This is a genomic window from Melghiribacillus thermohalophilus, from assembly GCF_004342905.1.
GTDB lineage: Bacteria > Bacillota > Bacilli > Bacillales > Alkalibacillaceae > Melghiribacillus > Melghiribacillus thermohalophilus.
In genome coordinates this window covers 33871-57678 of the sequence record NZ_SMAN01000019.1, presented here as the reverse complement: position 1 = coordinate 57678, position 23808 = coordinate 33871, and the positions used below count along the sequence as shown (strand labels likewise).

Annotated in this window: 23 protein-coding genes and 2 riboswitches; of the genes, 22 read left to right on the top strand and 1 reads right to left on the bottom strand. The window is 42.8% G+C overall.

Going from position 1 to position 23808, the window contains the following annotated elements; genetic code table 11:
* Window positions 1-173 precede the first annotated feature (173 nt).
* The 21 genes from EDD68_RS12105 (at window position 174) to EDD68_RS12010 (ending at window position 21952) form a co-directional block, all read left to right on the top strand.
* Window positions 174-2573, top strand: coding sequence for a 3-hydroxyacyl-CoA dehydrogenase/enoyl-CoA hydratase family protein (locus EDD68_RS12105; RefSeq protein WP_132372549.1), 2400 nt, complete (start codon window positions 174-176; stop codon window positions 2571-2573).
* 36 nt (window positions 2574-2609) lie between these two features.
* Window positions 2610-3785, top strand: a complete 1176-nt coding sequence (locus EDD68_RS12100) for an acetyl-CoA C-acetyltransferase (RefSeq protein WP_132372548.1) — start codon at window positions 2610-2612, stop codon at window positions 3783-3785.
* Window positions 3786-3800: 15 nt separating this feature from the next.
* Window positions 3801-5585: an acyl-CoA dehydrogenase family protein gene (locus EDD68_RS12095; RefSeq protein WP_132372547.1), complete on the top strand. Its 1785-nt coding sequence runs from the start codon at window positions 3801-3803 to the stop codon at window positions 5583-5585.
* Window positions 5586-6062: 477 nt separating this feature from the next.
* Window positions 6063-6416, top strand: a complete 354-nt coding sequence (locus tag EDD68_RS12090; protein ID WP_132372546.1) for an arsenate reductase family protein — start codon at window positions 6063-6065, stop codon at window positions 6414-6416.
* 75 nt (window positions 6417-6491) lie between these two features.
* Window positions 6492-6878, top strand: a complete 387-nt coding sequence (gcvH, locus tag EDD68_RS12085) for a glycine cleavage system protein GcvH (protein WP_132372545.1) — start codon at window positions 6492-6494, stop codon at window positions 6876-6878.
* 140 nt (window positions 6879-7018) lie between these two features.
* Entirely contained in the window at window positions 7019-7372 is a 354-nt protein-coding gene (locus EDD68_RS12080) for a toprim domain-containing protein (protein ID WP_132372565.1), read from the top strand.
* A 5-nt stretch (window positions 7373-7377) separates the two neighbouring features.
* Window positions 7378-7692, top strand: a complete 315-nt coding sequence (locus tag EDD68_RS12075; protein ID WP_132372544.1) for a thioredoxin family protein — start codon at window positions 7378-7380, stop codon at window positions 7690-7692.
* A gap of 88 nt (window positions 7693-7780) precedes the next feature.
* Complete coding sequence (locus tag EDD68_RS12070) at window positions 7781-8113, top strand: hypothetical protein (RefSeq protein ID WP_132372543.1); 333 nt, start codon at window positions 7781-7783, stop codon at window positions 8111-8113.
* A 126-nt stretch (window positions 8114-8239) separates the two neighbouring features.
* Window positions 8240-8360: riboswitch (SAM riboswitch) on the top strand.
* 150 nt (window positions 8361-8510) lie between these two features.
* A riboswitch (SAM riboswitch) is annotated at window positions 8511-8629 on the top strand.
* A gap of 247 nt (window positions 8630-8876) precedes the next feature.
* Window positions 8877-9896 (top strand): methionine ABC transporter ATP-binding protein, encoded by a 1020-nt coding sequence (locus tag EDD68_RS12065; protein ID WP_132372542.1) that lies wholly within the window; start codon window positions 8877-8879, stop codon window positions 9894-9896.
* A 1-nt stretch (window position 9897) separates the two neighbouring features.
* Window positions 9898-10566 carry a methionine ABC transporter permease gene (locus EDD68_RS12060; RefSeq protein WP_132372541.1) on the top strand — a complete coding sequence of 223 codons (669 nt, stop codon included), beginning with the start codon at window positions 9898-9900 and terminating at the stop codon, window positions 10564-10566.
* Between the two features lie 17 nt (window positions 10567-10583).
* On the top strand, window positions 10584-11456 hold the full coding sequence (locus EDD68_RS12055; protein ID WP_132372540.1) for a MetQ/NlpA family ABC transporter substrate-binding protein: 873 nt from the start codon (window positions 10584-10586) through the stop codon (window positions 11454-11456).
* A gap of 240 nt (window positions 11457-11696) precedes the next feature.
* Window positions 11697-11837, top strand: coding sequence for a YuzK family famiily protein (locus tag EDD68_RS15310; RefSeq protein ID WP_165902170.1), 141 nt, complete (start codon window positions 11697-11699; stop codon window positions 11835-11837).
* A gap of 570 nt (window positions 11838-12407) precedes the next feature.
* A complete protein-coding gene (gene sufC / locus EDD68_RS12050; protein ID WP_132372539.1) occupies window positions 12408-13193 on the top strand; it encodes a Fe-S cluster assembly ATPase SufC in 786 nt (261 codons plus the stop codon).
* Window positions 13194-13211: 18 nt separating this feature from the next.
* On the top strand, window positions 13212-14519 hold the full coding sequence (sufD, locus tag EDD68_RS12045; protein ID WP_132372538.1) for a Fe-S cluster assembly protein SufD: 1308 nt from the start codon (window positions 13212-13214) through the stop codon (window positions 14517-14519).
* Window positions 14519-15739 carry a cysteine desulfurase gene (locus EDD68_RS12040; RefSeq protein ID WP_132372537.1) on the top strand — a complete coding sequence of 407 codons (1221 nt, stop codon included), beginning with the start codon at window positions 14519-14521 and terminating at the stop codon, window positions 15737-15739. Before sufD ends, EDD68_RS12040 begins: the two co-directional genes overlap by 1 nt.
* Complete coding sequence (gene sufU, locus EDD68_RS12035; RefSeq protein WP_132372536.1) at window positions 15729-16178, top strand: Fe-S cluster assembly sulfur transfer protein SufU; 450 nt, start codon at window positions 15729-15731, stop codon at window positions 16176-16178. Before EDD68_RS12040 ends, sufU begins: the two co-directional genes overlap by 11 nt.
* Window positions 16179-16215: 37 nt before the next feature.
* A complete protein-coding gene (sufB, locus tag EDD68_RS12030; protein ID WP_132372535.1) occupies window positions 16216-17613 on the top strand; it encodes a Fe-S cluster assembly protein SufB in 1398 nt (465 codons plus the stop codon).
* 177 nt (window positions 17614-17790) lie between these two features.
* Complete coding sequence (locus tag EDD68_RS12025) at window positions 17791-18612, top strand: sulfite exporter TauE/SafE family protein (protein WP_132372534.1); 822 nt, start codon at window positions 17791-17793, stop codon at window positions 18610-18612.
* A gap of 13 nt (window positions 18613-18625) precedes the next feature.
* Window positions 18626-20014: a bifunctional metallophosphatase/5'-nucleotidase gene (locus EDD68_RS12020; protein WP_132372533.1), complete on the top strand. Its 1389-nt coding sequence runs from the start codon at window positions 18626-18628 to the stop codon at window positions 20012-20014.
* A 59-nt stretch (window positions 20015-20073) separates the two neighbouring features.
* Complete coding sequence (locus tag EDD68_RS12015; protein WP_132372564.1) at window positions 20074-20373, top strand: YunC family protein; 300 nt, start codon at window positions 20074-20076, stop codon at window positions 20371-20373.
* A gap of 493 nt (window positions 20374-20866) precedes the next feature.
* Window positions 20867-21952 carry an HD-GYP domain-containing protein gene (locus EDD68_RS12010; protein ID WP_132372532.1) on the top strand — a complete coding sequence of 362 codons (1086 nt, stop codon included), beginning with the start codon at window positions 20867-20869 and terminating at the stop codon, window positions 21950-21952.
* A gap of 233 nt (window positions 21953-22185) precedes the next feature.
* Here the strand turns inward: EDD68_RS12010 and ytaF are convergent, their stop codons facing one another.
* A complete protein-coding gene (gene ytaF, locus EDD68_RS12005) occupies window positions 22186-22851 on the bottom strand; it encodes a sporulation membrane protein YtaF (protein WP_132372531.1) in 666 nt (221 codons plus the stop codon).
* A 138-nt stretch (window positions 22852-22989) separates the two neighbouring features.
* Between ytaF and yunB the strand changes: the two genes are divergently transcribed.
* The gene (yunB, locus tag EDD68_RS12000) at window positions 22990-23772 is read left to right on the top strand and encodes a sporulation protein YunB (RefSeq protein WP_132372530.1); all 783 of its coding nucleotides are present in this window, start codon (window positions 22990-22992) and stop codon (window positions 23770-23772) included.
* The last annotated feature ends 36 nt before the right edge of the window (window positions 23773-23808 follow it).

Below are 23808 nucleotides of genomic sequence, written 5' to 3'. Positions count from 1 at the left end.
AGGACGCCTCCTTATTGAAAATGATAAATTTTTGCATGAATAATCTTCAAAATGATTGCGAAATATCAGAATATATTTTATAGTAAAACTAGATCCATATTCGAAGTATGTCTTATTTTTTTCGTCAAAAAATGAATGAGTATTCATTCAAAAAAGGAATAGGGGGAAATGGAATGGAGCGAAATATCAAGCGCGCGGCCGTGCTGGGCTCAGGTGTGATGGGGGCAGGAATAGCGGCTCATCTGGCAAACGTTGGCATTCCTACACTGATGCTCGACATTGTGCCACGGGACTTGAATGACGTGGAAAAGAAGAAGGGACTTACACTGGAAGATCCTGCGGTCAGAAACCGAATCGCATCAGAAAATAAGAAGAAATTATTGAAGCAAAAACCTTCACCGCTTACAAGTAAAAAAAATCTCGATTTAATTTCCGTAGGCAATATGGAAGACCACATGGAAAAACTTGGTGAAGTTGACTGGATTATAGAAGTGGTGGTTGAAAATCTGGACATCAAGAAAAAAGTATTTGAACAGGTAGACCGTTTCCGCAAAGAGGGTACCATCGTCAGTTCAAATACTTCCGGTATCTCTATTGAAAAGATGGCTGAAGGAAGATCTGAAGATTTCCGGAAACATTTCCTTGGAACCCATTTCTTCAACCCGCCTCGCTATTTAAAATTACTTGAGGTGATACCGACGAAAGACACTGATCCCGAAGTGGTTGCCTTTATGAAACGATTCGGAGAGGATGTTCTTGGCAAAGGAGTGGTTGAGGCGAAGGATACTCCGAATTTTATTGCGAATCGGATTGGAACCTATGGGTTATTGGTCACTGTCCAGAAAATGCTCGAAAACGGTTACAGTATTGGTGAAGTCGATTCTGTGACTGGTCCGTTAATCGGACGTCCGAAAAGTGCAACTTTCCGGACACTTGATGTTGTTGGATTAGATACATTTATCCATGTTGCCAATAACGTCTATGAGCAGGTGGAAGGTCAGGAAAAAGAAGTATTTGCCGTTCCTGAATTTATGAAAAAGATGCAGGAAAAAGGATGGCTTGGTCAAAAGGCAGGACAGGGATTTTTCTTGAAGAAGAAAGGGGAAAAGGGAAGCGTCATTTATGAATTAAATCCAGCGACCCTTGAATATGAAGAACGCAAAAAGTTGAAAACAAAGGCCACCGAAATGGCTAAACAGGAAAAAGGAACAAAGAGGAAAATCAAAGCCCTGGTATCAGCTAAAGGTGACCGTGCTGGTGACTTGCTGTGGTCCATTTTTAAACCTGTGCTGATCTATTCTGCAGATCTGCTGGGTGAAATTGCTGATGACATCCCTGCCATTGACCGGGCGATGAAATGGGGATTCGGCTGGGAGCTGGGTCCATTTGAAAGCTGGGATGCCATTGGAGTCCGTTCGTCTGTAGAACGGATGAAAGAAGAAGGAGAGCAGGTTCCTGAATGGGTAGAAGAAATGCTGGCCAGGGGTTATGAAAGCTTTTATAAAAAAGAAAACGGAAAACTCTACTTCTACCACGATGGACATTATCGGGAGCAGGTTTTGAATCCGAAAGAAATCCATCTCAAACTCTGGAAAGAGACGAGCGGCGTTATCAAGAAAAACAGTGGTGCCAGCCTGATCGACCTTGGGGACGATGTGGCGCTCCTTGAATTTCATTCACAAAATAACGCCATTGGTCTTGATGTTATTCAAATGATCAATGAATCCCTGGAGGAAGTTAAACATAATTTCCGCGGACTTGTCATTGGAAATCAGGGCAAAAATTTCTGTGTTGGCGCAAATCTTGCTCTGATGCTGATGGAAGCACAGGATCAAAATTTCTTTGAGCTTGAACTTGTAGTGAAGCAATTCCAGCAGGCCATGATGAATTTGAAATACAGTGAAAAACCGGTTGTTGCTGCTCCATTCGGCATGACCCTCGGTGGAGGCACAGAAGTTTGTCTGCCGTCAAGCGCCATTCAGGCTTCGCAGGAAACGTATATGGGACTTGTAGAAGTGGGCGTGGGCCTTATTCCCGGGGGCGGAGGAAATAAGGAGCTCTACATGAAACAGCTGGAAGGTCTGCCGAAAGGGATAGACCTGGATCTGACAAAAGTCGCCAATGATGTGTTTGAAAAAATTGCTACCGCCAAAGTATCAACTTCAGCACAGGAAGCCAGAGAATATGGATTCCTGAATGATCAAGATGCAATCAGCGTAAATGGCGATCATTTAATCCACGATGCCAAGCAAAAGGTCCTGGCCCTTTCACAGACCGGTTACCAGCCGCCCAGGCGGGAGAAAGTGCCGGTAGTCGGGGAACCAGGATATGCTGCCATGCTACTGGGTGCAAAATCAATGGGATTTGGCGGCTATGCCAGTGAACATGACTTGAAAATTGCAGAAAAGCTGGCATTTGTCATCGCTGGAGGACGGTTAAAAGAAGGAACGCTAGTTGATGAACAGTATTTGCTCGATCTTGAGCGGGAAGCTTTCTTAAGTTTGATCGGCGAACCGAAAACCCAGCAGCGAATGCAACATATGCTTTTAAAAGGTAAACCGCTTCGGAACTAAGTTTTGAAAACTCCAAAATGAACAGGGGGAAGAAATGTGAAAGAAGCAGTCATTGTCTCAGGTGCCCGAACACCTGTAGGAAAGGCAAAAAAAGGTACTCTGGCTAACACACGTCCAGACGATCTGGCAGCCTTAACCATTAAGGAAACATTAAAACGAGCTGATGATTACGATGGAAATATAGATGATGTGATTATTGGCTGTGCCATGCCCGAAGCGGAACAGGGCATGAACATGGCCCGGAATATCGCAGGACTTGCCGGCCTTCCTCATGATGTGCCGGCGATCACCATAAACCGTTACTGTTCTTCCGGCCTGCAAAGTATCGCCTATGCAGCAGAACGAATCATGCTCGGATACAGTGACACCATCCTTGCCGGCGGAGCCGAGTCCATGAGCCTGATTCCGATGGGTGGCCATGTCATCAAGCCAAACGTAAAATTAGTCGAACAGGCACCGGGCTACTATATGTCCATGGGACATACCGCAGAAGAAGTCGCAACACGTTTTGGCATTACCCGGGAAGAACAGGATGCTTTTGCGGTCAGAAGTCACCAGCGGGCAGCTCAAGCACTGGAGGAAGGAAAATTTAATGATGAGATTGTACCGGTTGAGGTAACCAGCCGGGAGTTCGGACCTGACAACAACGTTCACGAAAAAACCATTGTATTGAAGCAGGACGAAGGGGTACGACGGGATACAAACCTGGAGGTTCTTGCCAAATTAAAGCCTGCTTTCAAATTAAATGGATCGGTCACAGCCGGTAACTCATCACAAATGAGTGATGGAGCAGCATCTGTACTGGTCATGGATCACGATAAAGCGAAAGCAGAAGGACTGAAACCCCTTGCAAAATTCCGTTCTTTTGCCGTAGCCGGAGTAGAACCGGAAATTATGGGAGTTGGACCGGTGAAGGCTGTGCCTAAAGCGCTTGAGCTGGCTGGACTGGAGTTGTCTGACATCGGTCTATTTGAACTCAATGAAGCGTTTGCATCCCAGTCCATTCAGGTCATCCGTGAACTGGGACTTGATGAAGAAACAGTCAATGTGAATGGCGGAGCAATTGCCCTGGGTCATCCCCTTGGCTGCACCGGAACAAAATTAACCCTTTCTCTTATTCATGAAATGAAGAGGAGAAATGTTCAATTTGGTGTTGTAACGATGTGTATTGGCGGCGGAATGGGAGCTGCTGGCGTATTTGAATTAGTATAAAGAGGAGGAAGCAAGATGGGTGAAACAAAAGAAAGATTATTTAAAGGCGGAGAATTTTTAGTAGAGGATATTCAGGCGGAGGATGTGATCACTCCGGAAGATTTTACAGATGAACATGTAATGATTGCGAAAACAACAGAAGATTTTGTTCACAACGAAGTACGACCTCAATTAGAACGGCTGGAAAACCATGAGTTTGATATTACCGTTCAATTATTAAAGCAGGCCGGAGAATTAGGGCTTTTAGGCGCGGATATACCCGAGGAATATGGGGGATTGAGTCTTGACAAAATCAGCTCATCTTTAATTACTGAAAAAATGTCCGATGCTGGAGGCTTTTCCATTTCCCATGGAGCCCATGTCGGAATCGGATCTTTGCCGATCGTCTTTTTTGGTAATGAAGAACAGAAGAAAAAATATCTTCCCGCACTGGCAACCGGTGAAAAAATTGCTGCGTATGCACTGACAGAACCCGGTTCAGGATCTGATGCCCTCGGAGCAAAAACAACTGCTAAATTGAATGAAGCAGGAACTCATTATATTTTAAATGGTGAAAAACAGTGGATTACGAACTCGGCTTTTGCTGACGTTTTTGTGGTTTATGCCAAAGTGGATGGAGATAAGTTTACAGCTTTTATCGTAGAACGTGATTTTCCTGGTGTTTCTACCGGCCCTGAAGAGAAGAAAATGGGAATTAAATCTTCCTCCACAAGAACATTGATTCTTGAGGATGCAGAGGTACCGGTAGAAAATGTTCTCGGTGAGGTTGGCCGCGGGCATGTCATTGCCTTTAACATTTTAAATGTCGGACGGTACAAACTTGCTATTGGTGCAGTTGGCGGATCGAAGCGGGCCCTTGAAATTGCTGTTAAATATACAAACGAACGAAAACAGTTTAATACTCCGATTTCCAGTTTTTCGTTAACCAGAGAGAAACTTGGAACGATGGCAGCAAATATTTATGCTAACGAAAGTTCGGTATACCGTACAGTCGGTTTATTTGAACAACGTATGGGAAGCCTTAGCGAAGAACAACTAAAAGATGGAAAAGAAATTGCAAAAAGTATTGCTGAATATGCCATCGAGTGTTCTCTAAACAAGGTGTTTGCAACAGAACTCCTTGATTTTGTGGCAGACGAAGCGGTTCAGCTTCATGGCGGCTACGGATTTATGCAGGAATATGAAGTGGAACGGATCTACAGAGACTCCCGGATTAACCGGATCTTTGAAGGAACAAATGAAATCAACCGTTTAATCGTTCCGGGAACATTGTTGAAAAAGGCGATGAAAGGAGAGCTGCCTCTTTTACAAAAAGCCCAGGGACTTCAGGAAGAACTCATGATGATGATGCCTGAAACAGTAGGTGACGGGCTGTTGGAGAAAGAGAAATATTTGCTCAAAAATGCCAAGAAAATTGCGCTGCTTGCGGCAGGATTAGCAGTACAAACGTATGGGGAAAAAATTGAACATGAACAGGAATTGCTTGTCAATATTGCTGATATGGTGGCTGAAATATATAATTTGGAATCAGCGATTTTGCGTACTGAAAAAGCTGTGAACAAGACGGGTGAAGAAAAGAACAGACAAAAAATTCTTTACACGGAAGTTTACTGCGAAGAGGCCTTTAACCGCATTGAGGCCCATGCAAAAGAAACATTAATCGCCAGCGAAACAGGTGATACTCTCCGTATGATGCTTTCTGCCCTGCGAAAATTGACCCGTCATGACCCGATTAATGTGATTGAAAAGAAAAGAGAAATTGCGAAAGCCATTATTGAAGCGGAAAAATATATAGTATGATCTAGCAAACAAAAATCGGTGGCTCTTCATTGAGGAGCCGCCTTTTTCATGGAATATTCATGATTATAGGCTGATGCTGAGACAGGGACATATAGAAATGAACAGGGATAAGAAACGAACAAATCGCAAAGAAACCCAAAATACGAAGGATTGCCTGCCGTGGACACGAGCAGGCAATGCTGTCAAAACCACATATGATTGACTGGATATATTAGCTCCTCAAATCTACAGGCCCATCATCCGGGACTTTTCAGTGAAATCTATTGAACTGATGCGAGCATGGTGCTGCGGCATCACCATTACCGAATGCTCCATTCTGTGCAGCCCCAAATAGTATTGCTTTGACTTTTCTTTTGCCCTCAGGTTATGTCGCTCATCAAATAGGGGAATACTAAGGAACGTGCAGCATGAGTGTTTGAATGATATATATATGTTACAATATGGAGCAGACCTATTTCATCAGGAAGGGGGATTGTTATGCTGAAAGTGTATCATTACCCGCGGTGTGGAACTAGCAAAAAAGCATTAAAATGGCTGGATGATCATGGGATTGATTATGAGATTGTACATATTGTGGATAACCCGCCCTCAAAGGAAGAATTAAAGAGATATATCGAAAAAAGCGGACTTCCCGCCAAGAAGTTTTTTAACACTAGCGGAAAAAAATATAGAGAGCTGGGCATGAAGGATAAAATCAAAGATGCAGCTCTTGATGAAATGGTTGAATGGCTCGCATCTGAAGGAATGCTGATCAAACGGCCAATTATTACCGATGGCGAAAAAGTAACCGTAGGGTTCAATGAAGATACGTTTGAACAAACCTGGAAGTAAGACGAAATTTTGCTGTAAAAAATATCTCCTTTAGTGTATGATTTGAATGAGAATTTCAAAAATGGAGGGTCAATCATGAGTTTACCAAAAGAATACCGTTACTCTGAAGAACACGAATGGGTAAAAGTTGAAGGTGAAAAAATCCGGATAGGGATTACGGATTTTGCCCAGTCTGAACTCGGTGACATTGTATTTGTAGAACTTCCTGAGGTTGGAGACGAAATTGAAGCGGAGGAACCTTTTGGAAGTGTTGAATCCGTAAAAACTGTATCCGAATTATACGCTCCTGTCAGCGGAAAAGTCGTTGAAGTAAACGAAGAACTGGAAGACAGTCCAGAGCTTGTGAATGAATCTCCTTATGAAAAAGCATGGATGATCATTGTAGAGCCTGAGGATATGTCACAGGTTGATGATTTAATGACTGCAGAACAATACGAAGAAATGATCAGTGAAGAAGACTAATTGTGAACACAAACTGGCAGTGGGACGATAACCGCTGCCTTTTTATTTTGAATTGAAACGCAAAACTGATCGGAAAGCAGTCCACCGGCCAACCATCCTGTCACATGGTCCGGTGAAGAATGGGGAATTAGGTGATCAGAATGGAGAACCTTAAAAAGATTTTGATCGTGGAAGGCCGTACGGACCGGCAAAAGGTCGAGCGGATGTTGAATGAGGATTTCGAAATCGTTTGTACTCATGGGACACTGGGAATTGAACGAATGGAAGAAATGATTGATGAATATAGCCTGGATGATCGGGATGTTTACCTGCTGGTAGACGAGGATGATGCCGGTAAAAAATTAAGAAAACAATTACAGCATGAACTGCCTCATGCCCATCATATATTTGTAGACCCTGGATATCGGGAAGTTGCAGCGACACCGGACCATGTGTTAGCCTCAGTACTGGTTCAGGCCAATATAAAAGTCAAACCGTTTTATTTGAAAGGGTAATGGAGATGAAAGAGATACAGAAAGACCAGTTTGAACACCTATGGAAAGGTGAGACCCCCCTCTTTTTATTTGTGCACACCCCTTTTTGTGGGACGTGTCAGCTGGCTGAAAACATGCTGAGAATGATTGAGAATAAAGTGAGTGCGTTGCAGATTTATAAATTGAATGCTTCACTGTATCCTGATTTTATGGAACAATATCAAATAACAAGTGTTCCCTGTTTGTTGATTGTAAAATCTGGTGAAGTTCAGGAAATCTTTTATGCTTTTCACTCCGTCCCCTATCTGGTGCATAAGCTAGTTCCTCACCTGGGGGATTGAAAATTTGTCGGAATTGATTTGCGGCAGTAAACAGGAAAAACTTTAAGCAACGTCGAAAGGTTGATGAAAAGGAAAAGGCGGGCCACGGATGTTGATAGAACGTTTACGGGATTGGAAAAGCAGACTTGAGAAACGAAACGATTTGTTGTCGCTGATTGATCACAAAAATCTAATCATTCAGATTGAAAACGGGTCTGAATGCGGGTATGTAATTATACAAAATGGTCACGTGTCCATCACCCATGTGTTGCCTGAAGATTTCTCTCAGGAAGTAATGGTGATTGCTGGAACAGAGAAGGCATGCAATGAACTGATTAATGGCAAAAGTTTTTTGTCTCAGATTCCCGGGAATCACCTGGAAGCAAACGGGCATTACAAGGATTTGTTACTGGTAGAATCTTTATTTGGTCTTGCGGTATGAATACACGGATTACCCCTGCTGTCTTTGTTGTTCAAAAAGTTTGCCGATTCTGTTGACACCTGTTTGTATGTTATTTATAATTTTAATCAGTTTTAATAGATTCAAGTGTAGTGAATAAATGACCACTTCTTATCGAGAGAGGCGGAGGGACTGGCCCGAAGAAGCCCGGCAACCATCAAGCAGCAGCGAGCTGTTTGAAACGGTGCCAAATCCTGCAGAGCCTGAAGATGGCTCTGGGAGATGAGGAGGGGGGAAGATGTCTTGGCATGTTTAACCCTCTTCTGATCAGAAGAGGGTTTTTTGATGAAAAAATATTGACTGGACAAATAGTCCATGATAGTATACTTTTATACGTGAAAAACTTAATAAATTAATGCTTTAAAATAGTAAATATTTTCTCTTATCGAGAGAGGCGGAGGGACTGGCCCGAAGAAGCCCGGCAACCATCAAGCAGCAGCGAGCTGTTTGAACGGTGCCAAATCCTGCAAAGTCTAGGATGACTTTGAGAGATAAGGGAACAAGAAGGTTTAAAAAGCCTTTCTGTTCTCTTGTCTGAACAGAAAGGCTTTTTCATTTTTAGCAACGGATAAAATTAGCAAGTATAGACCACATGGTAAAGGTCCAGCCCATTGAGCTGTTTTCACCACCCGGGTGCATGGCAGTGTCCAGCAGTCCCGGGGTTCTAGTAGGAGCGGTTGCACTTTTCTTGGATTAATCCTGCATTTATGGCATCTAACTTTACTTTAGCAAAGGGGATGAAAAAATGATAGAAATTCGTCAGCTGTCCAAACACTATAAGAACGGTTCAAACGAGGTCCATGCTGTAAACGATTTAAATATAAACATTAAAAAAGGTGAAATTTTTGGCGTTATCGGTTTTAGCGGTGCAGGAAAAAGCACCTTCATCCGCCTGTTAAACCGGCTGGAAGAACCAAGTACCGGCCGTATAGTTTTAAACGAAAAAGATATGACGACTTTAAGCAGTCGGGAATTAAGGAAAACGCGCCAAAAAATCGGAATGATTTTTCAGCACTTTCATTTGCTCTGGTCCCGTACTGTTTTTGAAAACATCTCCTTACCACTTGAAATCGCAAAGGTCCCGAAACGGGAACGAAAACAAAGGGTGCAGCGGTTAATAGATCTGGTAGGGCTGAGCGGGAAAGAAAACAGTTACCCGTCCCAGCTCAGCGGTGGACAAAAGCAGCGGGTCGGCATCGCCCGGGCACTGGCCAATCATCCTGAGGTGCTGTTATGTGATGAACCGACATCTGCTCTAGACCCCCAAACGACCGATGATATTCTGGAACTGCTGGTGGATATCAACAAAAAGTTAGGGATTACCATTGTTCTGATCACCCACGAAATGCACGTGATCCAGAAAATTTGCCATCGTGTCGCTGTGATGGAAAACGGCTCGATCATTGAGGAAGGAAAAGCGAAAGATGTTTTTCAGAACCCAGTCAAACAGACCACTCGACGGTTTGTTCAACAGCTTGCCCGCCCCCATGAATCAGAGGAGGATTACCTATCCGAACAGATGGAGCGACCTGAAAAGGGGAAAATCGCCAGGCTGCGATTTTTTGGGGGGGATGTCAGCGGAACAATGATTAGTGAAACCGCCAAAACCTTTGATATCCAAATCAATCTTTTAAAGGCACATCTATCACAGGATGAGTCAGGTGTGTTTGGGAGCATGATGGTGCATCTCGATGGAACGGATAACGAAGTGGAAAAGGCAATAGAATACCTGACTGACTCCGGAATTGATGTGGAGGTGAAGTAGGATGCTTTACGAATGGTTCCCCAATGTGAGATTGGAAGATTTATGGACCGCCACTTATGAAACACTATATATGACGATCATTTCTGTGATAGGAACCTTGATTTTTGGCATCATACTTGGTTTGTTGCTCTTTTTAACCGGAAAGGGAGGGTTGAAAGAAAATCCATTTTTTCATTTTATTGTCGCTTCCTTTGTCAATATTTTTCGGGCAATCCCGTTTATCATTTTAATTTTACTTCTTTTTCCCTTTACAGAGTTTTTAGTAGGGACAATCCGGGGACCAAAGGCAGCGCTGCCGGCCCTTATTATTGGTGCCTCACCCTTTTATGGAAGGATGGTTGAAATTGCATTAAAGGAGGTGGATAAAGGTGTCATTGAGGCAGCACAGGCCATGGGCGCCAGTTTAAACACAATTATTTTTAAAGTATTGCTCCCGGAGTCCATGCCTGCTTTAGTTTCCGGAATTACAGTCACAGCCATTGCTTTAATTGGTTACACCGCTATGGCGGGGGTGATCGGAGCAGGTGGTCTCGGAGACCTGGCTTATATGAAAGGGTTCCAGCGCTGGGATTTTGACGTGGTGTTTGTTTGTACAGTACTGATCGTTTTGATTGTATTTCTTTTTCAATTCATCGGGGATCTGATTTCTCGAACATTAGATAAAAGATAAAAAAGGAGAGAACTCATATGAAAAAATTATTCCTTTTACTTTTAAGTGTTTTCGTTTTGCTTGGGCTTGCTGCCTGCGGGACAGCATCATCTGAGGACGAAAATAAAGACAGTAACAGCTCAGGTGGGGAGACAAGTGGAACAGAGGCCGGAGAAGAAAAAGCAAAATTAGTTGTCGGTGCGACTAGCGTTCCACATGCTGAAGTTCTTGAAGAAGCAAAACCTCTTTTAGCAGAGAAAGGGGTCGAACTAGAAATTGAGGTGTATCAGGATTATATCCTTCCAAACAAGGACCTGGACAATGGGACACTGGATGCGAATTATTTTCAGCACATTCCATACTTAGAACAGCAAATGGAAGAGTTTGGCTATGATTTTGTCAATTTGGGCGGTGTTCATATTGAACCAATGGGTATTTACTCTAAAACCATCGGCAGTCTGGATGAAATTAAAGAAGGAACCGTCGTGATTATGAGTCGTTCTGTAGCCGACCATGGCAGAATTTTATCACTTCTGGAGAGGGAAGGGTTGATCAAATTAAAAGAAGGAGTGAATAAAGTGGAGGCTACAGTCGATGACATCGATGAAAACAAGCTGGATCTGGAATTTGATGCGAGCATTGATGCCGGGCTTCTCCCTCAATTCTACGAAAGGGAAGAGGATGCACTGGTCGCCATTAATACCAACTATGCCATTGAGGCAGGCTTAAATCCCCTTGAAGATGCGCTAATATTGGAAGGATCTGAATCACCATATGTAAACATTGTTGCGTCCAATGCAGAAGATGAAAATGACCCTGCGCTGCAAACCCTGATTGAGGTATTGCAATCAGAAGAAATTCAAACATTTATAGAAGAAACATACGAGGGTGCTGTTGTCCCTGTTCACTAAATGTTCAAGATGGAAGGATTTTAAAGAAAATACCAGCATATAGCCTCATTTGTGAAGGTAAGGGATTTAACTGTGATTTATGCAGTTGAATCCCTTCATTCATGGTTTGATACAGTATTCTGCGCTTTGTTGTCCGGTTCCCATCCATGATATACTTTCCAATGTAAAACGAAAGGAAAGGGCTGGTTTTTTATTATTCACTCACTAAACTTAAATTACACAAGTGATATGGAAAAAGCGATGCATCAGTCACATGGGATCGGATATGAGGAATACAGCAGGAGACTGGAAAAACGATTGCTGGTAGAAAAACGCAGAGATCAGGATTACCTTAAAAGCCGACGAATTGTAGCGGAAGTTGATCGACTAGTACACCGGTAACATTCAAATAAAAATCAATAAAGTGAGAATGGGGGCTGTCTCGGAGGCGATTGATCGTCTTTGTGACAGCCCTATCGTTTTTTGCTGGTAAAAGAAGACGGGTGGACTTTTTAGGGTGATACAAAAGTTTCTTTTTATCCACGGAGCAGCAGGCACTAGTCGACATATGGGCGGTTAGAAATGTTCCTTGGGCCATAACACTTTCAATTTGGGCGGTTAGAAATGTTCCTTGGGCCATAGCCTTTCAAACCTGGGCGGTTAGCGATGTTCCTTAGCGAGCATTTCACATATGGGGGTTAAGGAAGTTCTGCTTTTTGCTTTCACTTTTCCTTAAGAATTCACATGCATCTCGGCTATAGTTTGTTTATAATAAATGATGTGATCTTTGCAGACACTAGCCAAATAATGCACGGTTTTTGTGTTATTACTATCATCGTAGTGCAAAAATAGTCTTAAAGCGGATTTTAATTACCTTTAAAAGTTGAATATACATACGAAATGTTATAAGATTGTAATGAGAATAGATTGAGAATGAACGAAATGAAATATATGAATTGGAGGTATTAAAATATGGCAGGATCAACTTTAGAAATTAAAGATTTACACGTAGAAATTGAAGGTCAGGAGATTTTAAAAGGGGTAAACCTTACGATAAAGGGCGGCGAATTTCACGCTGTCATGGGTCCAAACGGTACAGGTAAATCCACACTGGCATCTGCGATTATGGGACATCCGAAATATGAGATTACAAAAGGCAGCATCATCTTAGACGGTGAAGATGTGCTGGAGATGGAAGTGGACGAACGTGCCCGTGCTGGTCTGTTTTTGGCTATGCAATATCCGAGTGAGATCAGCGGCGTGACAAACTCCGACTTTTTGCGCTCTTCCATCAATGCAAAGCGCGGAGAAGGAAATGAGATTCCGCTTATGCAGTTTATTAAAGAGATGGATGCGACGATGGATCTTCTGGAAATGGATAAAAATATGGCTCAACGCTATTTAAATGAAGGTTTTTCCGGCGGGGAGAAAAAGCGAAATGAAATTTTGCAATTGATGATGTTGAAACCGGCTATTGCCATTTTGGACGAAATCGATTCTGGTCTGGACATTGACGCCTTGAAAGTAGTTTCTAAAGGTATCAATCAGATGCGCAGCGATGAGTTTGGCTGTCTGATCATTACTCACTATCAGCGCCTGTTAAATTATATTACGCCAGACCATGTGCATGTCATGATGCAGGGACGCATTGTCAAATCAGGAGGTCCTGAGCTGGCTGAACGACTTGAAGCGGAAGGTTATGACTGGATTAAGAAAGAACTTGGCATTGAAGATGAAACTGTAGGACAGGAAGCGTAATCAGATAGGAGGGGTATCATGACCGTAGAAACACAACTACCATATGACCGTCAATATGTCAGTCAATATACAGATGGGCGTGGAGAACCTGAATGGATGAAAAATCTGCGTCTGAAAGCACTGGAAGAAGCTGAAACGCTTCCAATGCCAAAACCGGAAAAAACCCGGATCAATAACTGGAATTTCACCCAATTTAAACATGATGTAAAAGGGGAAGAAATCGCATCACTCGATGAACTTCCCGAAAAGATACGTGTATTTGTTGACCAGGGGAAAACAGGTAAAAATCTAATCATTCAACGAAATCACACTATAGCCTATCAGTCGCTGTCCGAAGATTTGAAGAAAAAAGGCGTCATTTTTACAGATCTATTAACCGCCGTAAAAGAACACAGCGATCTGGTGGAAAAATATTATATGAAAGATGCGGTTAAAGTTCATGAAAACCGTTTAACTGCTCTTCATGCAGCATTGTTGAACGGCGGAGTTTTCCTTTATGTGCCAAAAAATGTTGTGATAGAAGAGCCGATTCAGGTGATTTTCTGGCAGGAAGATGACGAAGCGGCTTTGTATAACCATGTGCTTTTAGTGGCCGATACAGGAAGCCAGGTAACCTATGTAGAAAATTATATTTCCCACAATACAGAAAAAGAATCCGTTGCTAATATTGTGAGTGAAGTCATCGCCAATGATCAGGCGAGGGTTTCCTATGGTGCAGTAGACAATTTTGCCAGGGGAACAACTGCCTATGTGAACCGTCGAGGCGTAGCCTATCGGGATGCAAAAATTGAATGGGCGCTCGGGCAGATGAATGACGGGAATACAATTTCCGAAAATCTCACAAACTTAATGGGAGACAATTCTTATGCTGATGCGAAATCCGTTTCAGTAGGAAGAGGTTCTCAGAGCCAGAATTTTGTTGCAAAAATTGTGCATTATGGAAAACATTCAGAAGGATATATCTTGCAGCATGGTGTCATGAAAGATCAGGCAAGTTCCATTTTTAACGGGATTGGCAAAATCGAACACGGAGCATCCAAGTCTAATGCTGAACAGGAATCTCGTGTTCTCATGCTGTCCAGCGGAGCCCGCGGAGACGCCAATCCAATTTTGTTAATCGATGAAGATGATGTGACGGCAGGCCACGCTGCTTCTGTTGGCCGGGTAGATCCTATTCAGCTGTACTACCTCATGAGCCGGGGCATTACACAAAAAGAAGCGGAACGATTGATTATTCATGGTTTCCTTGCTCCTGTGGTCAGGGAGATTCCAATCGAAGCAGTGAAGGAGCAATTAACACAGGTCATCGAAGGGAAAGTTCATTAATGGATGTTAAAGAACTCAAACAACTGTTTCCAGTATTAAACCAGGAAGTCAACGGTCATCCACTGGTCTACCTGGACAGTGCTGCCACGTCTCAGAAACCGATACCGGTTCTGGAAAAACTGGATGAATATTACCGGGGATACAATTCGAATGTGCATCGTGGCGTTCATACCCTCGGGACCAGAGCGACAGATGAATATGAAGGATCAAGAGAAAAGGTTCGTAAATTCATCAACGCCAGAAGCACAAAGGAAGTCATTTTTACAAGAGGAACAACCACTTCGATTAATATGATTGCTTATGGTTACGCGCGCCATCGATTGAAAGAAGGCGATGAAATCGTGATTACCCCGATGGAGCACCACAGTAATATTATTCCGTGGCAGCAGGCAGCAAAGGCTACCGGTGCAGAATTAAAATATATCCCGTTGCAGCAGGATGGAACCATTACATTGGAAGATGCGAAGAAAATGATTACCGAAAATACAAAAATTGTTGCCATCACACATGTTTCCAATGTTCTCGGCACCATCAATCCGATCAAGGAAATATCGGATATTGCCCACAGGAAAGGCGCCGTAGTCGTGGTAGACGGAGCACAGAGTACGCCTCACATGAAAATCGATGTCCGGGATTTAGGCTGTGACTTCTTTACATTCTCCGGACACAAGATGTGCGGCCCAACAGGTGTGGGTGTTCTATACGGGAAAGAGAAGGTTCTGGAAGAAATGGAGCCGGTGGAATTTGGCGGAGAAATGATTGATTTCGTGGAAATGTATGACTCCACCTGGAAAGAACTGCCGTGGAAATTTGAAGGCGGAACTCCGATTATTGCAGGAGCCATTGGATTGGGAACGGCCATCGATTTTCTGGAGGATATCGGGCTTGATGAAATTTCCAGACATGAAAAAGAACTCACCCGCTATGCGATGGATCAGTTAAAAACGATTGACGGGATTCAGATCTATGGTCCAGAAGAACGGGGCGGTCTTGTCACCTTTAACCTGGATGAAATTCATGCCCATGATGTATCCACTGCCCTTGATTCAGAAGGAATTGCCATTCGTGCCGGTCATCATTGTGCTCAGCCATTGATGCGCTGGTTAAATGTATCATCGACTGCACGCGCCAGTTTTTATCTGTACAATTCTGAAGAAGACATTGATAAACTGGTAGTAGCACTAAGAAAAACAAAGGAGTTTTTTGGCGATGTCTTTTGATAATCTGGAAACATTATACCGGCAAGTCATTATGGACCATTATAAAAACCCCCGAAACCGCGGGACTTTGGAAGGCGATGATTCGCTGACCATTGATATGAACAATCCTACCTGCGGGGACAGCATTCATCTACAAATGAAAATAGAAGATGGGAAAGTAGCGGACGCTAAGTTTGAAGGAGAAGGCTGTTCCATCAGCATGTCCTCTGCATCAATGATGACACAGGCGATCAAAGGGAAAACTGTTGAGGAAGCACTGGAAATGTCAAAAATGTTTTCGGATATGGTTCAGGGAAAAGAAATCGATGCCGATGAAATAGAACTTGGTGATATTGTAGCTTTACAGGGAGTATCCAAATTCCCGGCACGCATTAAATGTGCCACCCTTGCATGGAAAGCCATGGAAAAGGGAGTTCAGGAAGATCAAAAAGAGGAGTAAAATTACTCCAATACCTTTAAAGGAGGTTGTTTCGATCATGGCGAAAAAAGCACCGGAAATTGGTGAGTACAAATACGGCTTTCGCGAACGTGATGTTTCCATCTTCCGCACAGAGCGGGGGCTGACGGAAAATATTGTCCGTGAGATCTCTAAACAGAAAGAAGAACCGGAGTGGATGCTTGAGTTTCGTCTGAAAGCCCTGAAACAGTTTTATAAAATGCCGATGCCCCAGTGGGGAGGAGACTTATCCGAATTAAATTTTGATGATATTACGTACTACGTCAAACCTTCTGAACGTTCCAGCCGTTCATGGGATGAAGTACCAGAGGAAATTAAACGGACCTTTGATAAACTCGGTATTCCAGAGGCGGAACAAAAATATCTGGCCGGCGTATCTGCTCAATATGAATCTGAAGTGGTATACCACAACATGAAAGAGGATCTGGAAAAGCTGGGTATCGTGTTTAAAGATACAGATACGGCCCTAAAGGAAAACGAAGAACTGTTTAAACAATATTTTGGAAAACTCGTACCGCCATCTGATAACAAATTTGCAGCATTAAACTCTGCTGTATGGTCCGGCGGTTCATTCATATATGTTCCAAAGGGCGTTAAAGCAGAAACACCGCTTCAGGCGTACTTCCGTATTAACTCAGAAAATATGGGACAGTTTGAACGGACACTGATTATCGTGGACGAAGGGGCTTCTGTACACTATGTTGAGGGATGTACAGCACCGGTTTATACGACGAATTCCCTGCACAGTGCCGTCGTTGAGATTTTTGTTAAAAAAGATGGCTACTGCCGTTATACGACTATCCAGAACTGGGCAAACAACGTTTACAACCTGGTAACCAAACGGGCAGAAGCCCATGAAAATGCAACGATGGAATGGATTGACGGAAACATTGGTTCCAAACTGACCATGAAATATCCAGCGGTCATTTTGAAAGGTGAAGGTGCACGAGGCAATACCCTGTCCATCGCCCTTGCCGGCAAAGGTCAGCATCAGGATGCAGGTGCGAAAATGCTTCACCTGGCTCCTAATACGTCATCAACCATTGTTTCGAAATCCATTTCCAAACAGGGCGGTAAAGTAACGTACCGGGGAATTGTCCACTTTAGCCGCAAAGCCGATGGAGCCCGTTCCAACGTAGAGTGTGACACGCTGATTCTCGACAACGAATCAACATCCGATACGATCCCATACAACGAGATCTTTAATGAAAACATTTCACTGGAGCATGAGGCGAAAGTTTCCAAAGTATCAGAGGAGCAACTGTTCTACCTCATGAGTCGCGGTATTTCTGAAGAAGAAGCAACAGAAATGATCGTGATGGGCTTTATTGAGCCGTTTACAAAAGAACTGCCAATGGAATATGCGGTTGAAATGAACCGTTTGATTAAGTTTGAAATGGAAGGATCCATTGGATAATGAAACATTTGAATGGAGATCCTTCCCTATAGAGAAAGAAACCCTTGCTGCCTGCCAGCAAGGGTTTCTTCTATCCCTGCTTTTATTTCTGGGAGGGGTTCAGTACAATGAAAGACATGATCCATTATCTTTTTCATGTTTTTTGATCATCATTTTGAAGCGAAGAAGGTTATACCCATGATCGTTGGATATATGTTTCTGATCGGCTTTTTCACCGCATGTATTGGCAGTATCGCTGGGCTTGGCGGGGGAATGATTTTTATTCCTTCCATGCTGTTTCTTTCAAAGTTTCATCCCCAGTTTAGCTGGGTTAATCCCCAGACAGTAGTCGGCATGTCCCTTGCCGTAATGGTGATTACAGCTCTTTCCTCAACACTGACATATTTCAAACAAAAAACAGTAGATATCAAGACAGGGATGATGTTTTTACTAGCGGGCATTCCAGGAAGTTTAACAGGCGTTTATGTAAACCGATTGATGGACGGAAACGAATTTTATATCTATTTTGGTGTGCTGATGATTTTAATTTCATTTATGTTTTCTGTACGCACAAACATTCCTGAACGCACGGATATCCAGAAAAAAAAGGGAGTCAAACGTACATTCCACGTAAAAGGGGAAACCTATACATATTCGTTTTCACCTGTTCCTGCTATGGGAATTGCTTTTGTCGTCGGAGTCGTTTCCGGTTTATTCGGAATAGGGGGTGGGTCTCTGATGGTACCGGTCATGGTGCTGATTTTTGGATTTCCGATTCATATTGCTGTGGCCACTACCATGTTTATCATTCTGATTTCCAGCTCTATAGGGACCCTTGCCCATATATCTCTGGGGCATATTTTCTGGGAACATGTTCTCTTTTTTCTTCCGGGCGCCTGGATTGGCGGTGTAGCTGGAGCAAAAATGAATCACAGGTTAAAAGGGGATACAATTGAAATCTTGTTTAGCGTATTACTTGTTATGATTGGAATTCGATTGATCTGGAATGGATTCATGTGAGGAGAATGTGTATATGACGGAAAAAATTTTTATTTATTTTTCTAGCGACCTACACAGTCATTTCGAAAACTGGCCGAAAATGGTCCATTATTTTCAGCGCAAAAAAGAAAACCATGAAAGAAGGGAAGAATCCTATTTTTTGCTTGATAATGGGGATCATATGGATCGGGTTCATCCCATAAGTGAAGCTTTTTTAGGTGAATCAAACGTAGATCTGTTAAATCGGGCGGGATATCATTGTGTAACCCTGGGAAATAATGAAGGGATAACTCTTCCGGAAGAAAACTTATATCACCTGTATGATCAGGCAGATTTTCAGCCTGTATGTGCGAATATTTCTCCGATAGAAAAAGGTGCCCCAGAATGGTTAAAGCCATACACCATCCTGACCACAAACCAAGGAACCCGAATCGGAGTCATTGGCCTAACGGCACCTTTTCGTCTGTTTTATGAGAAAGTAGGCTGGCATGTGTCCTCTCCTTATGATGTACTTGACCGCTATGTAAATGAAGTCAGGGAACAAAGTGATATGCTCCTGCTATTATCCCATCTGGGCATGAATGATGATGAAGAAATTGCCCGTAAATACAAAGAAATAGATGTAATTATCGGCGGCCATACCCATCACCTGTTTAAAAACGGGGAACAGGTAGACGGAACGCTGCTAGCAGCTATAGGAAAGTTTGGGGCATATGCGGGGCAAATTGTGATTCACTGGGATCCAGAGGAGCAAACCATTGTCCGGAAAGAAGCCTATGCTTATGACCTGGCGGAAGAAGCAGAAGATCATGAAACAAGAAAAAGAATTGAGGTTATTTTCGAAAAGGCTCAGAAAAAATTAGCAGAGCCTGTCGCCAGCCTTGCGGTTTCCTATCCATCGGACTGGTACAGGGAAACTCCTCTGATGAAAAAGCTTGTTGAAGAGCTTGAGGAATGGACCGGTGCAGACTGTGCGATGTTAAACGCAGGTGTCTTATTAGATGGGTTACCAGCAGGAGTGGTTACCCGAGGTGATTTACATAGAATTTGTCCGCACCCGATGAACCCATGTAAAGTAAAGATTAAAGGGGAAAAGCTCGTTGAAGTCATCCGGATGGTTTACAGCCGCCGCTTTATCGAATTTCCGTTAAAGGGATTCGGGTTTCGGGGAGAAGTTATTGGCAAAATGGTGTTTTCTAGCCTGGATGTTAAGCTTCGGACGGATGAGGATGGAACTGATCATATTGAAAAGGTTTTGATCCACAGAGAAGAAATTGATCCGGAGAGAAAATATGAGCTGGCGACTGCAGATACCTTTACATTCGGGCGTTTGCTTCCCGAGATTGCGAGTGCAAAGGAAAAAACCTATTATATGCCCGAATTTATACGAGATCTCCTGGCAGAAGCTGTGAAAAAGTTATAAAAATAGGTTCACGTTCCTGAATGATCCTCATACATTGTATCAGAAGGGAGCGTGACATAGTGGTTGATGTCAAACCGTTATGGGTGGAAAACAAGCCATTCACAGTCGTTCAGGTGGATTTGCCTGAAACCAATTTATTAGTTATTTCCAATGATAAGGGATATATTATGTGCGGAGCATTGGATGTGGATATTCTCGACGGGAAAACAGAGCGCCAAATTATTGCTGGCCGTGCAGTGGGTGTCCGTACCATAGAACAGCTGCTGAATGCCCCCCTTCAAAAGGTAACCCGCGCTGCAAAAGAACATTATGGCTGGAAAGAAGGAATGACCGGACGGGAAGCCCTTTTAAAATTGTAGATAAAAGTTGACAGATAACGGACAAAAAGAAAAGGGTTCCGATCATCAGTTTCTGGAGATCGGAACCCTTTTTATGGTTGAGCTTCAAGCATGTCCACAACGTATATGGACAGATAACACTTCGTTCCAAAAGGGGGTGCCATTTTCCATTTAGAATACGGTTTAGAAATTCGTAAAGAGAAGATGGATTAATGCCTAAAAGGGTAACGTAATTTGCCGAAAGATAACTTTTCACAGCCCGTGGGGTTAGGCTGCCTACTCAAAGGAAACGGTTTAATCACCCAAAGGTGAATCGATGTCGCCCAAAGAGTACAGATGATCGCCATGCCGCTCCAATCTTTCCTGATTGTCACAATCATCACAGAATTACAATTGAACAGCCATGAAGGAGAAAGGGGATAACTGATTTGCTTAATGATGGATTTTAGGGTATTTTCATGTATAATTAGATGGAAAAGGTAAAAAATTGTCGAAAAAATGTTAGGAGAATTTCATGCGAATTGTATCCGTTATAGATTTGAAAAATGGAGATCAGCTTGCAAGGCCGATTTTAAACGAGAAGGGGAAAATCCTCTTACATAAGGGCGTATCTCTGACTCCCAGGATGATTGAAAAATTACGGGAGTATGAATTTTCATACGTTTACATAGATGATGAAGAAACAGCGGGTATTGAACCGCAGTCGCCCATCAGTGAGAGAGATAAAATCCAGGCCATCCAGACGATCAAAGAAACATTCGATGAGCTCAATTCCAGTTCTTTGTCCAGTCATTCATACATACTTAGCAGTGCCGGGAAAAATTTAAAAAATCTAATACGAAATATTTTACATCACATACAATTGAACAAGGATATTCTTTCCCTTCTGTCTGACATATTTATTACGCACGATTATTTATTTACACATTCATTGAATGTAGCGATTTATTCACTTACGATTGCCAAGGAACTCGGTTATCCGCCGAAAAAATTGGAAGAGATCGGGATCGGGGCCATTTTACATGACATAGGGAAGGTTGAAGTTCCCCAGGATATATTGATGAAACCAGATCATTTAAAAGATGAAGAATTTGCTGAAATGAAAAAGCATACCACGTATGGATATGAAATCCTCAGGAAGAAATCGGGTCTTCCTTTAGTTGTGGCACACTGTGCTTTTCAGCATCATGAACGTTTAAATGGTTCGGGATATCCGAGGGGAATTCAGGAAAAGGATATACATCCTTATGCCAAAATAATTGCCGTTGCGGATGTATTTGATGCGATGACCACCAATCGATTATATCGAAACAGCAAGCTGCCCCATGAAGCACTGGAAATCCTGTATGCCGGTAGCGGCACATTATTTGACCAAAAGTGTGTGGAAATTTTCCGCAAAAAAGTTGCCGTTTATCCAAATGGATTAAATGTTGTACTTAGTGATGGAAGAAAAGGGATTGTATCGAAACAAAACAATCAGTTAGCGGACCGGCCAGTTATACGGATTCTTCAGGAAAATGACCGGCCTGTAGAAAAACCGTACGAAATCGATTTAGCAAAAGAACTAAATGTCGTCATTGTCGATTGTCAAACAGTTTAACGAAATTGAAAGGCGATTCACCACCATGGATCGCCTTTAAACGTTTACACTGTCTTTCAGCAAACAGATACAAGAACTATATGAGGGGAAGTTCAGTCGGCAAAGAGCGTATGACTCCTGATTTCATTCGTCCTGGTTCCGACAAAGAATTCGAAACCCATCGTCCTGGCTATTCTCTCCTTTTCTCCCCATAGCATCATCCGACCTGATATCGCCCGATTGTATTCACAGGTTTATACCCATATTTTCGAAATTCCGAGCAAAATTAATAGTAATCCAGGAAGAAAAGAGAGTTTTCGAACCCACGAGGTGTTTGAGTAAACAAAGCCTATTTTTAACCCAAGTTCGATAAAGAAAACACACATCGTTGAGACAATGAATGCAGTTAAAAACGGGGAATATCCGATTAAAGCAGCACCGATCCCTGCTCCAAAAGCATCGAGGGACAGGGCTATTCCGAGCAGGGCAGCCTCCATTCCAGCAATGGTTCCAGACTGATCCATATCAGCAGCGGTCGGTTTTTTCAAAATATGAATAACAAGCCCAAGAGTTTTAATTTCAATGTTCAGGACCTGTTTAGGTCTCTGAAAATCTTCCTTGACTGTTTTTACAGAAGTTTCGGTTGTTTCTTTGTTTCGAAAAAAATTGATGATGGCCCATATGCCAAGAAAAATTAAAGTTATAGCTCCTAGATGACGCGCAGTTTGTTGATTCATAAATATGGAAAGCCACTGGCCGAGCTGCATAGATATATAAATAGCTGCTGCCGTTAATCCAGCAATAATCAGAATTGATGATAAGGGGATCTTTATTTTTCTCAGTCCATAACTTACGCCCACTCCAAAACCATCCAGGCTTACAACAGCTGCCAGTGCCAGCAAAGATAAGTATTCAATCATGCATCTCCCTCCATCGCAGAGAAGGTATACAACTATGGTATTCATTGCGGTGGGGACTGTGCTTGAACGAAAACATTAGAAAAATAATCGTAAAACGCCCCTGAAAGCCTGCATACATATTACCGAGGGGGAGTTTTTGTGAAACGAACAAAAAGAAAAATCAGAGGGCCATCAACTGCGGGGCAAGTATTCCTCGTTACGCTTGTTTTTTTTGCCATCGCATTATTTTTTAGTCTCTGGCTGATCAACAGAGGCATTCAGCCCACATTGATGGAGATCGCAGAAACAAAAACAAAACAATTCGCGATGAGGGCCATGAATGAAGCGGTCAGTAAACGGCTCGCGGATGACTTGCAATATGAGGATCTTGTAAAAATTGTCCGTGACGAAAACGGCGAGATCGTATCGATGGGATGGGATCCTCTGGTTGTCAATCGAGTGTTAAGAAATGCCACTTATCGGGTGCAAAATTATTTGAAGAGACTGGAAAACGGGGAGTTAACCTTTGAAAATGAAAATTCACTGGATGTTGAGGGAGAAAATTTGGAATTGGTGGAAACGGAAGAAGTCAGTGAGCACCCTTCCATTGTTGAAATTCCCCTTGGTCAGGCGACGAATAATAGTCTGCTTGCAAATTTAGGTCCGAGAGTACCTGTTTATTTCCAGTTCATCGGGGACGTTCAGCCTGATATTGTTCAAAATATTACGGAATATGGCATTAATGCTGCCTTTGTTGAAATTTACATAGAAATGACTGTGAATGTACAGGTTGTCATTCCTTTTTCCACCAAAACAACAACGGTGCAGACAGATATACTGGTGTTTTCAGGGTTGATTCACGGGGATGTACCGGATTTTTACAGTGGTTCATCCTCTGGAGATTCACCAAGCATTTCTATCCCATATGGAGGCTTGCCATAACTTTTTGACATATGTTATATTGTCAGAGGTGAAAAA

Coding starts and splice junctions, on each gene's coding strand:
- EDD68_RS12105 (WP_132372549.1), top strand. CDS start 174: ATGGAGCGAAATATCAAGCGCGCGGCCGTGCTGGGCTCAGGTGTGATG.
- EDD68_RS12095 (WP_132372547.1), top strand. CDS start 3,801: ATGGGTGAAACAAAAGAAAGATTATTTAAAGGCGGAGAATTTTTAGTA.
- EDD68_RS12090 (WP_132372546.1), top strand. CDS start 6,063: ATGCTGAAAGTGTATCATTACCCGCGGTGTGGAACTAGCAAAAAAGCA.
- gcvH (WP_132372545.1), top strand. CDS start 6,492: ATGAGTTTACCAAAAGAATACCGTTACTCTGAAGAACACGAATGGGTA.
- EDD68_RS12080 (WP_132372565.1), top strand. CDS start 7,019: ATGGAGAACCTTAAAAAGATTTTGATCGTGGAAGGCCGTACGGACCGG.
- EDD68_RS12075 (WP_132372544.1), top strand. CDS start 7,378: ATGAAAGAGATACAGAAAGACCAGTTTGAACACCTATGGAAAGGTGAG.
- EDD68_RS12070 (WP_132372543.1), top strand. CDS start 7,781: ATGTTGATAGAACGTTTACGGGATTGGAAAAGCAGACTTGAGAAACGA.
- EDD68_RS12065 (WP_132372542.1), top strand. CDS start 8,877: ATGATAGAAATTCGTCAGCTGTCCAAACACTATAAGAACGGTTCAAAC.
- EDD68_RS12060 (WP_132372541.1), top strand. CDS start 9,898: ATGCTTTACGAATGGTTCCCCAATGTGAGATTGGAAGATTTATGGACC.
- EDD68_RS12055 (WP_132372540.1), top strand. CDS start 10,584: ATGAAAAAATTATTCCTTTTACTTTTAAGTGTTTTCGTTTTGCTTGGG.
- EDD68_RS15310 (WP_165902170.1), top strand. CDS start 11,697: ATGCATCAGTCACATGGGATCGGATATGAGGAATACAGCAGGAGACTG.
- sufC (WP_132372539.1), top strand. CDS start 12,408: ATGGCAGGATCAACTTTAGAAATTAAAGATTTACACGTAGAAATTGAA.
- sufD (WP_132372538.1), top strand. CDS start 13,212: ATGACCGTAGAAACACAACTACCATATGACCGTCAATATGTCAGTCAA.
- EDD68_RS12040 (WP_132372537.1), top strand. CDS start 14,519: ATGGATGTTAAAGAACTCAAACAACTGTTTCCAGTATTAAACCAGGAA.
- sufU (WP_132372536.1), top strand. CDS start 15,729: ATGTCTTTTGATAATCTGGAAACATTATACCGGCAAGTCATTATGGAC.
- sufB (WP_132372535.1), top strand. CDS start 16,216: ATGGCGAAAAAAGCACCGGAAATTGGTGAGTACAAATACGGCTTTCGC.
- EDD68_RS12025 (WP_132372534.1), top strand. CDS start 17,791: ATGATCGTTGGATATATGTTTCTGATCGGCTTTTTCACCGCATGTATT.
- EDD68_RS12020 (WP_132372533.1), top strand. CDS start 18,626: ATGACGGAAAAAATTTTTATTTATTTTTCTAGCGACCTACACAGTCAT.
- EDD68_RS12010 (WP_132372532.1), top strand. CDS start 20,867: ATGCGAATTGTATCCGTTATAGATTTGAAAAATGGAGATCAGCTTGCA.
- ytaF (WP_132372531.1), bottom strand. CDS start 22,851: ATGATTGAATACTTATCTTTGCTGGCACTGGCAGCTGTTGTAAGCCTG.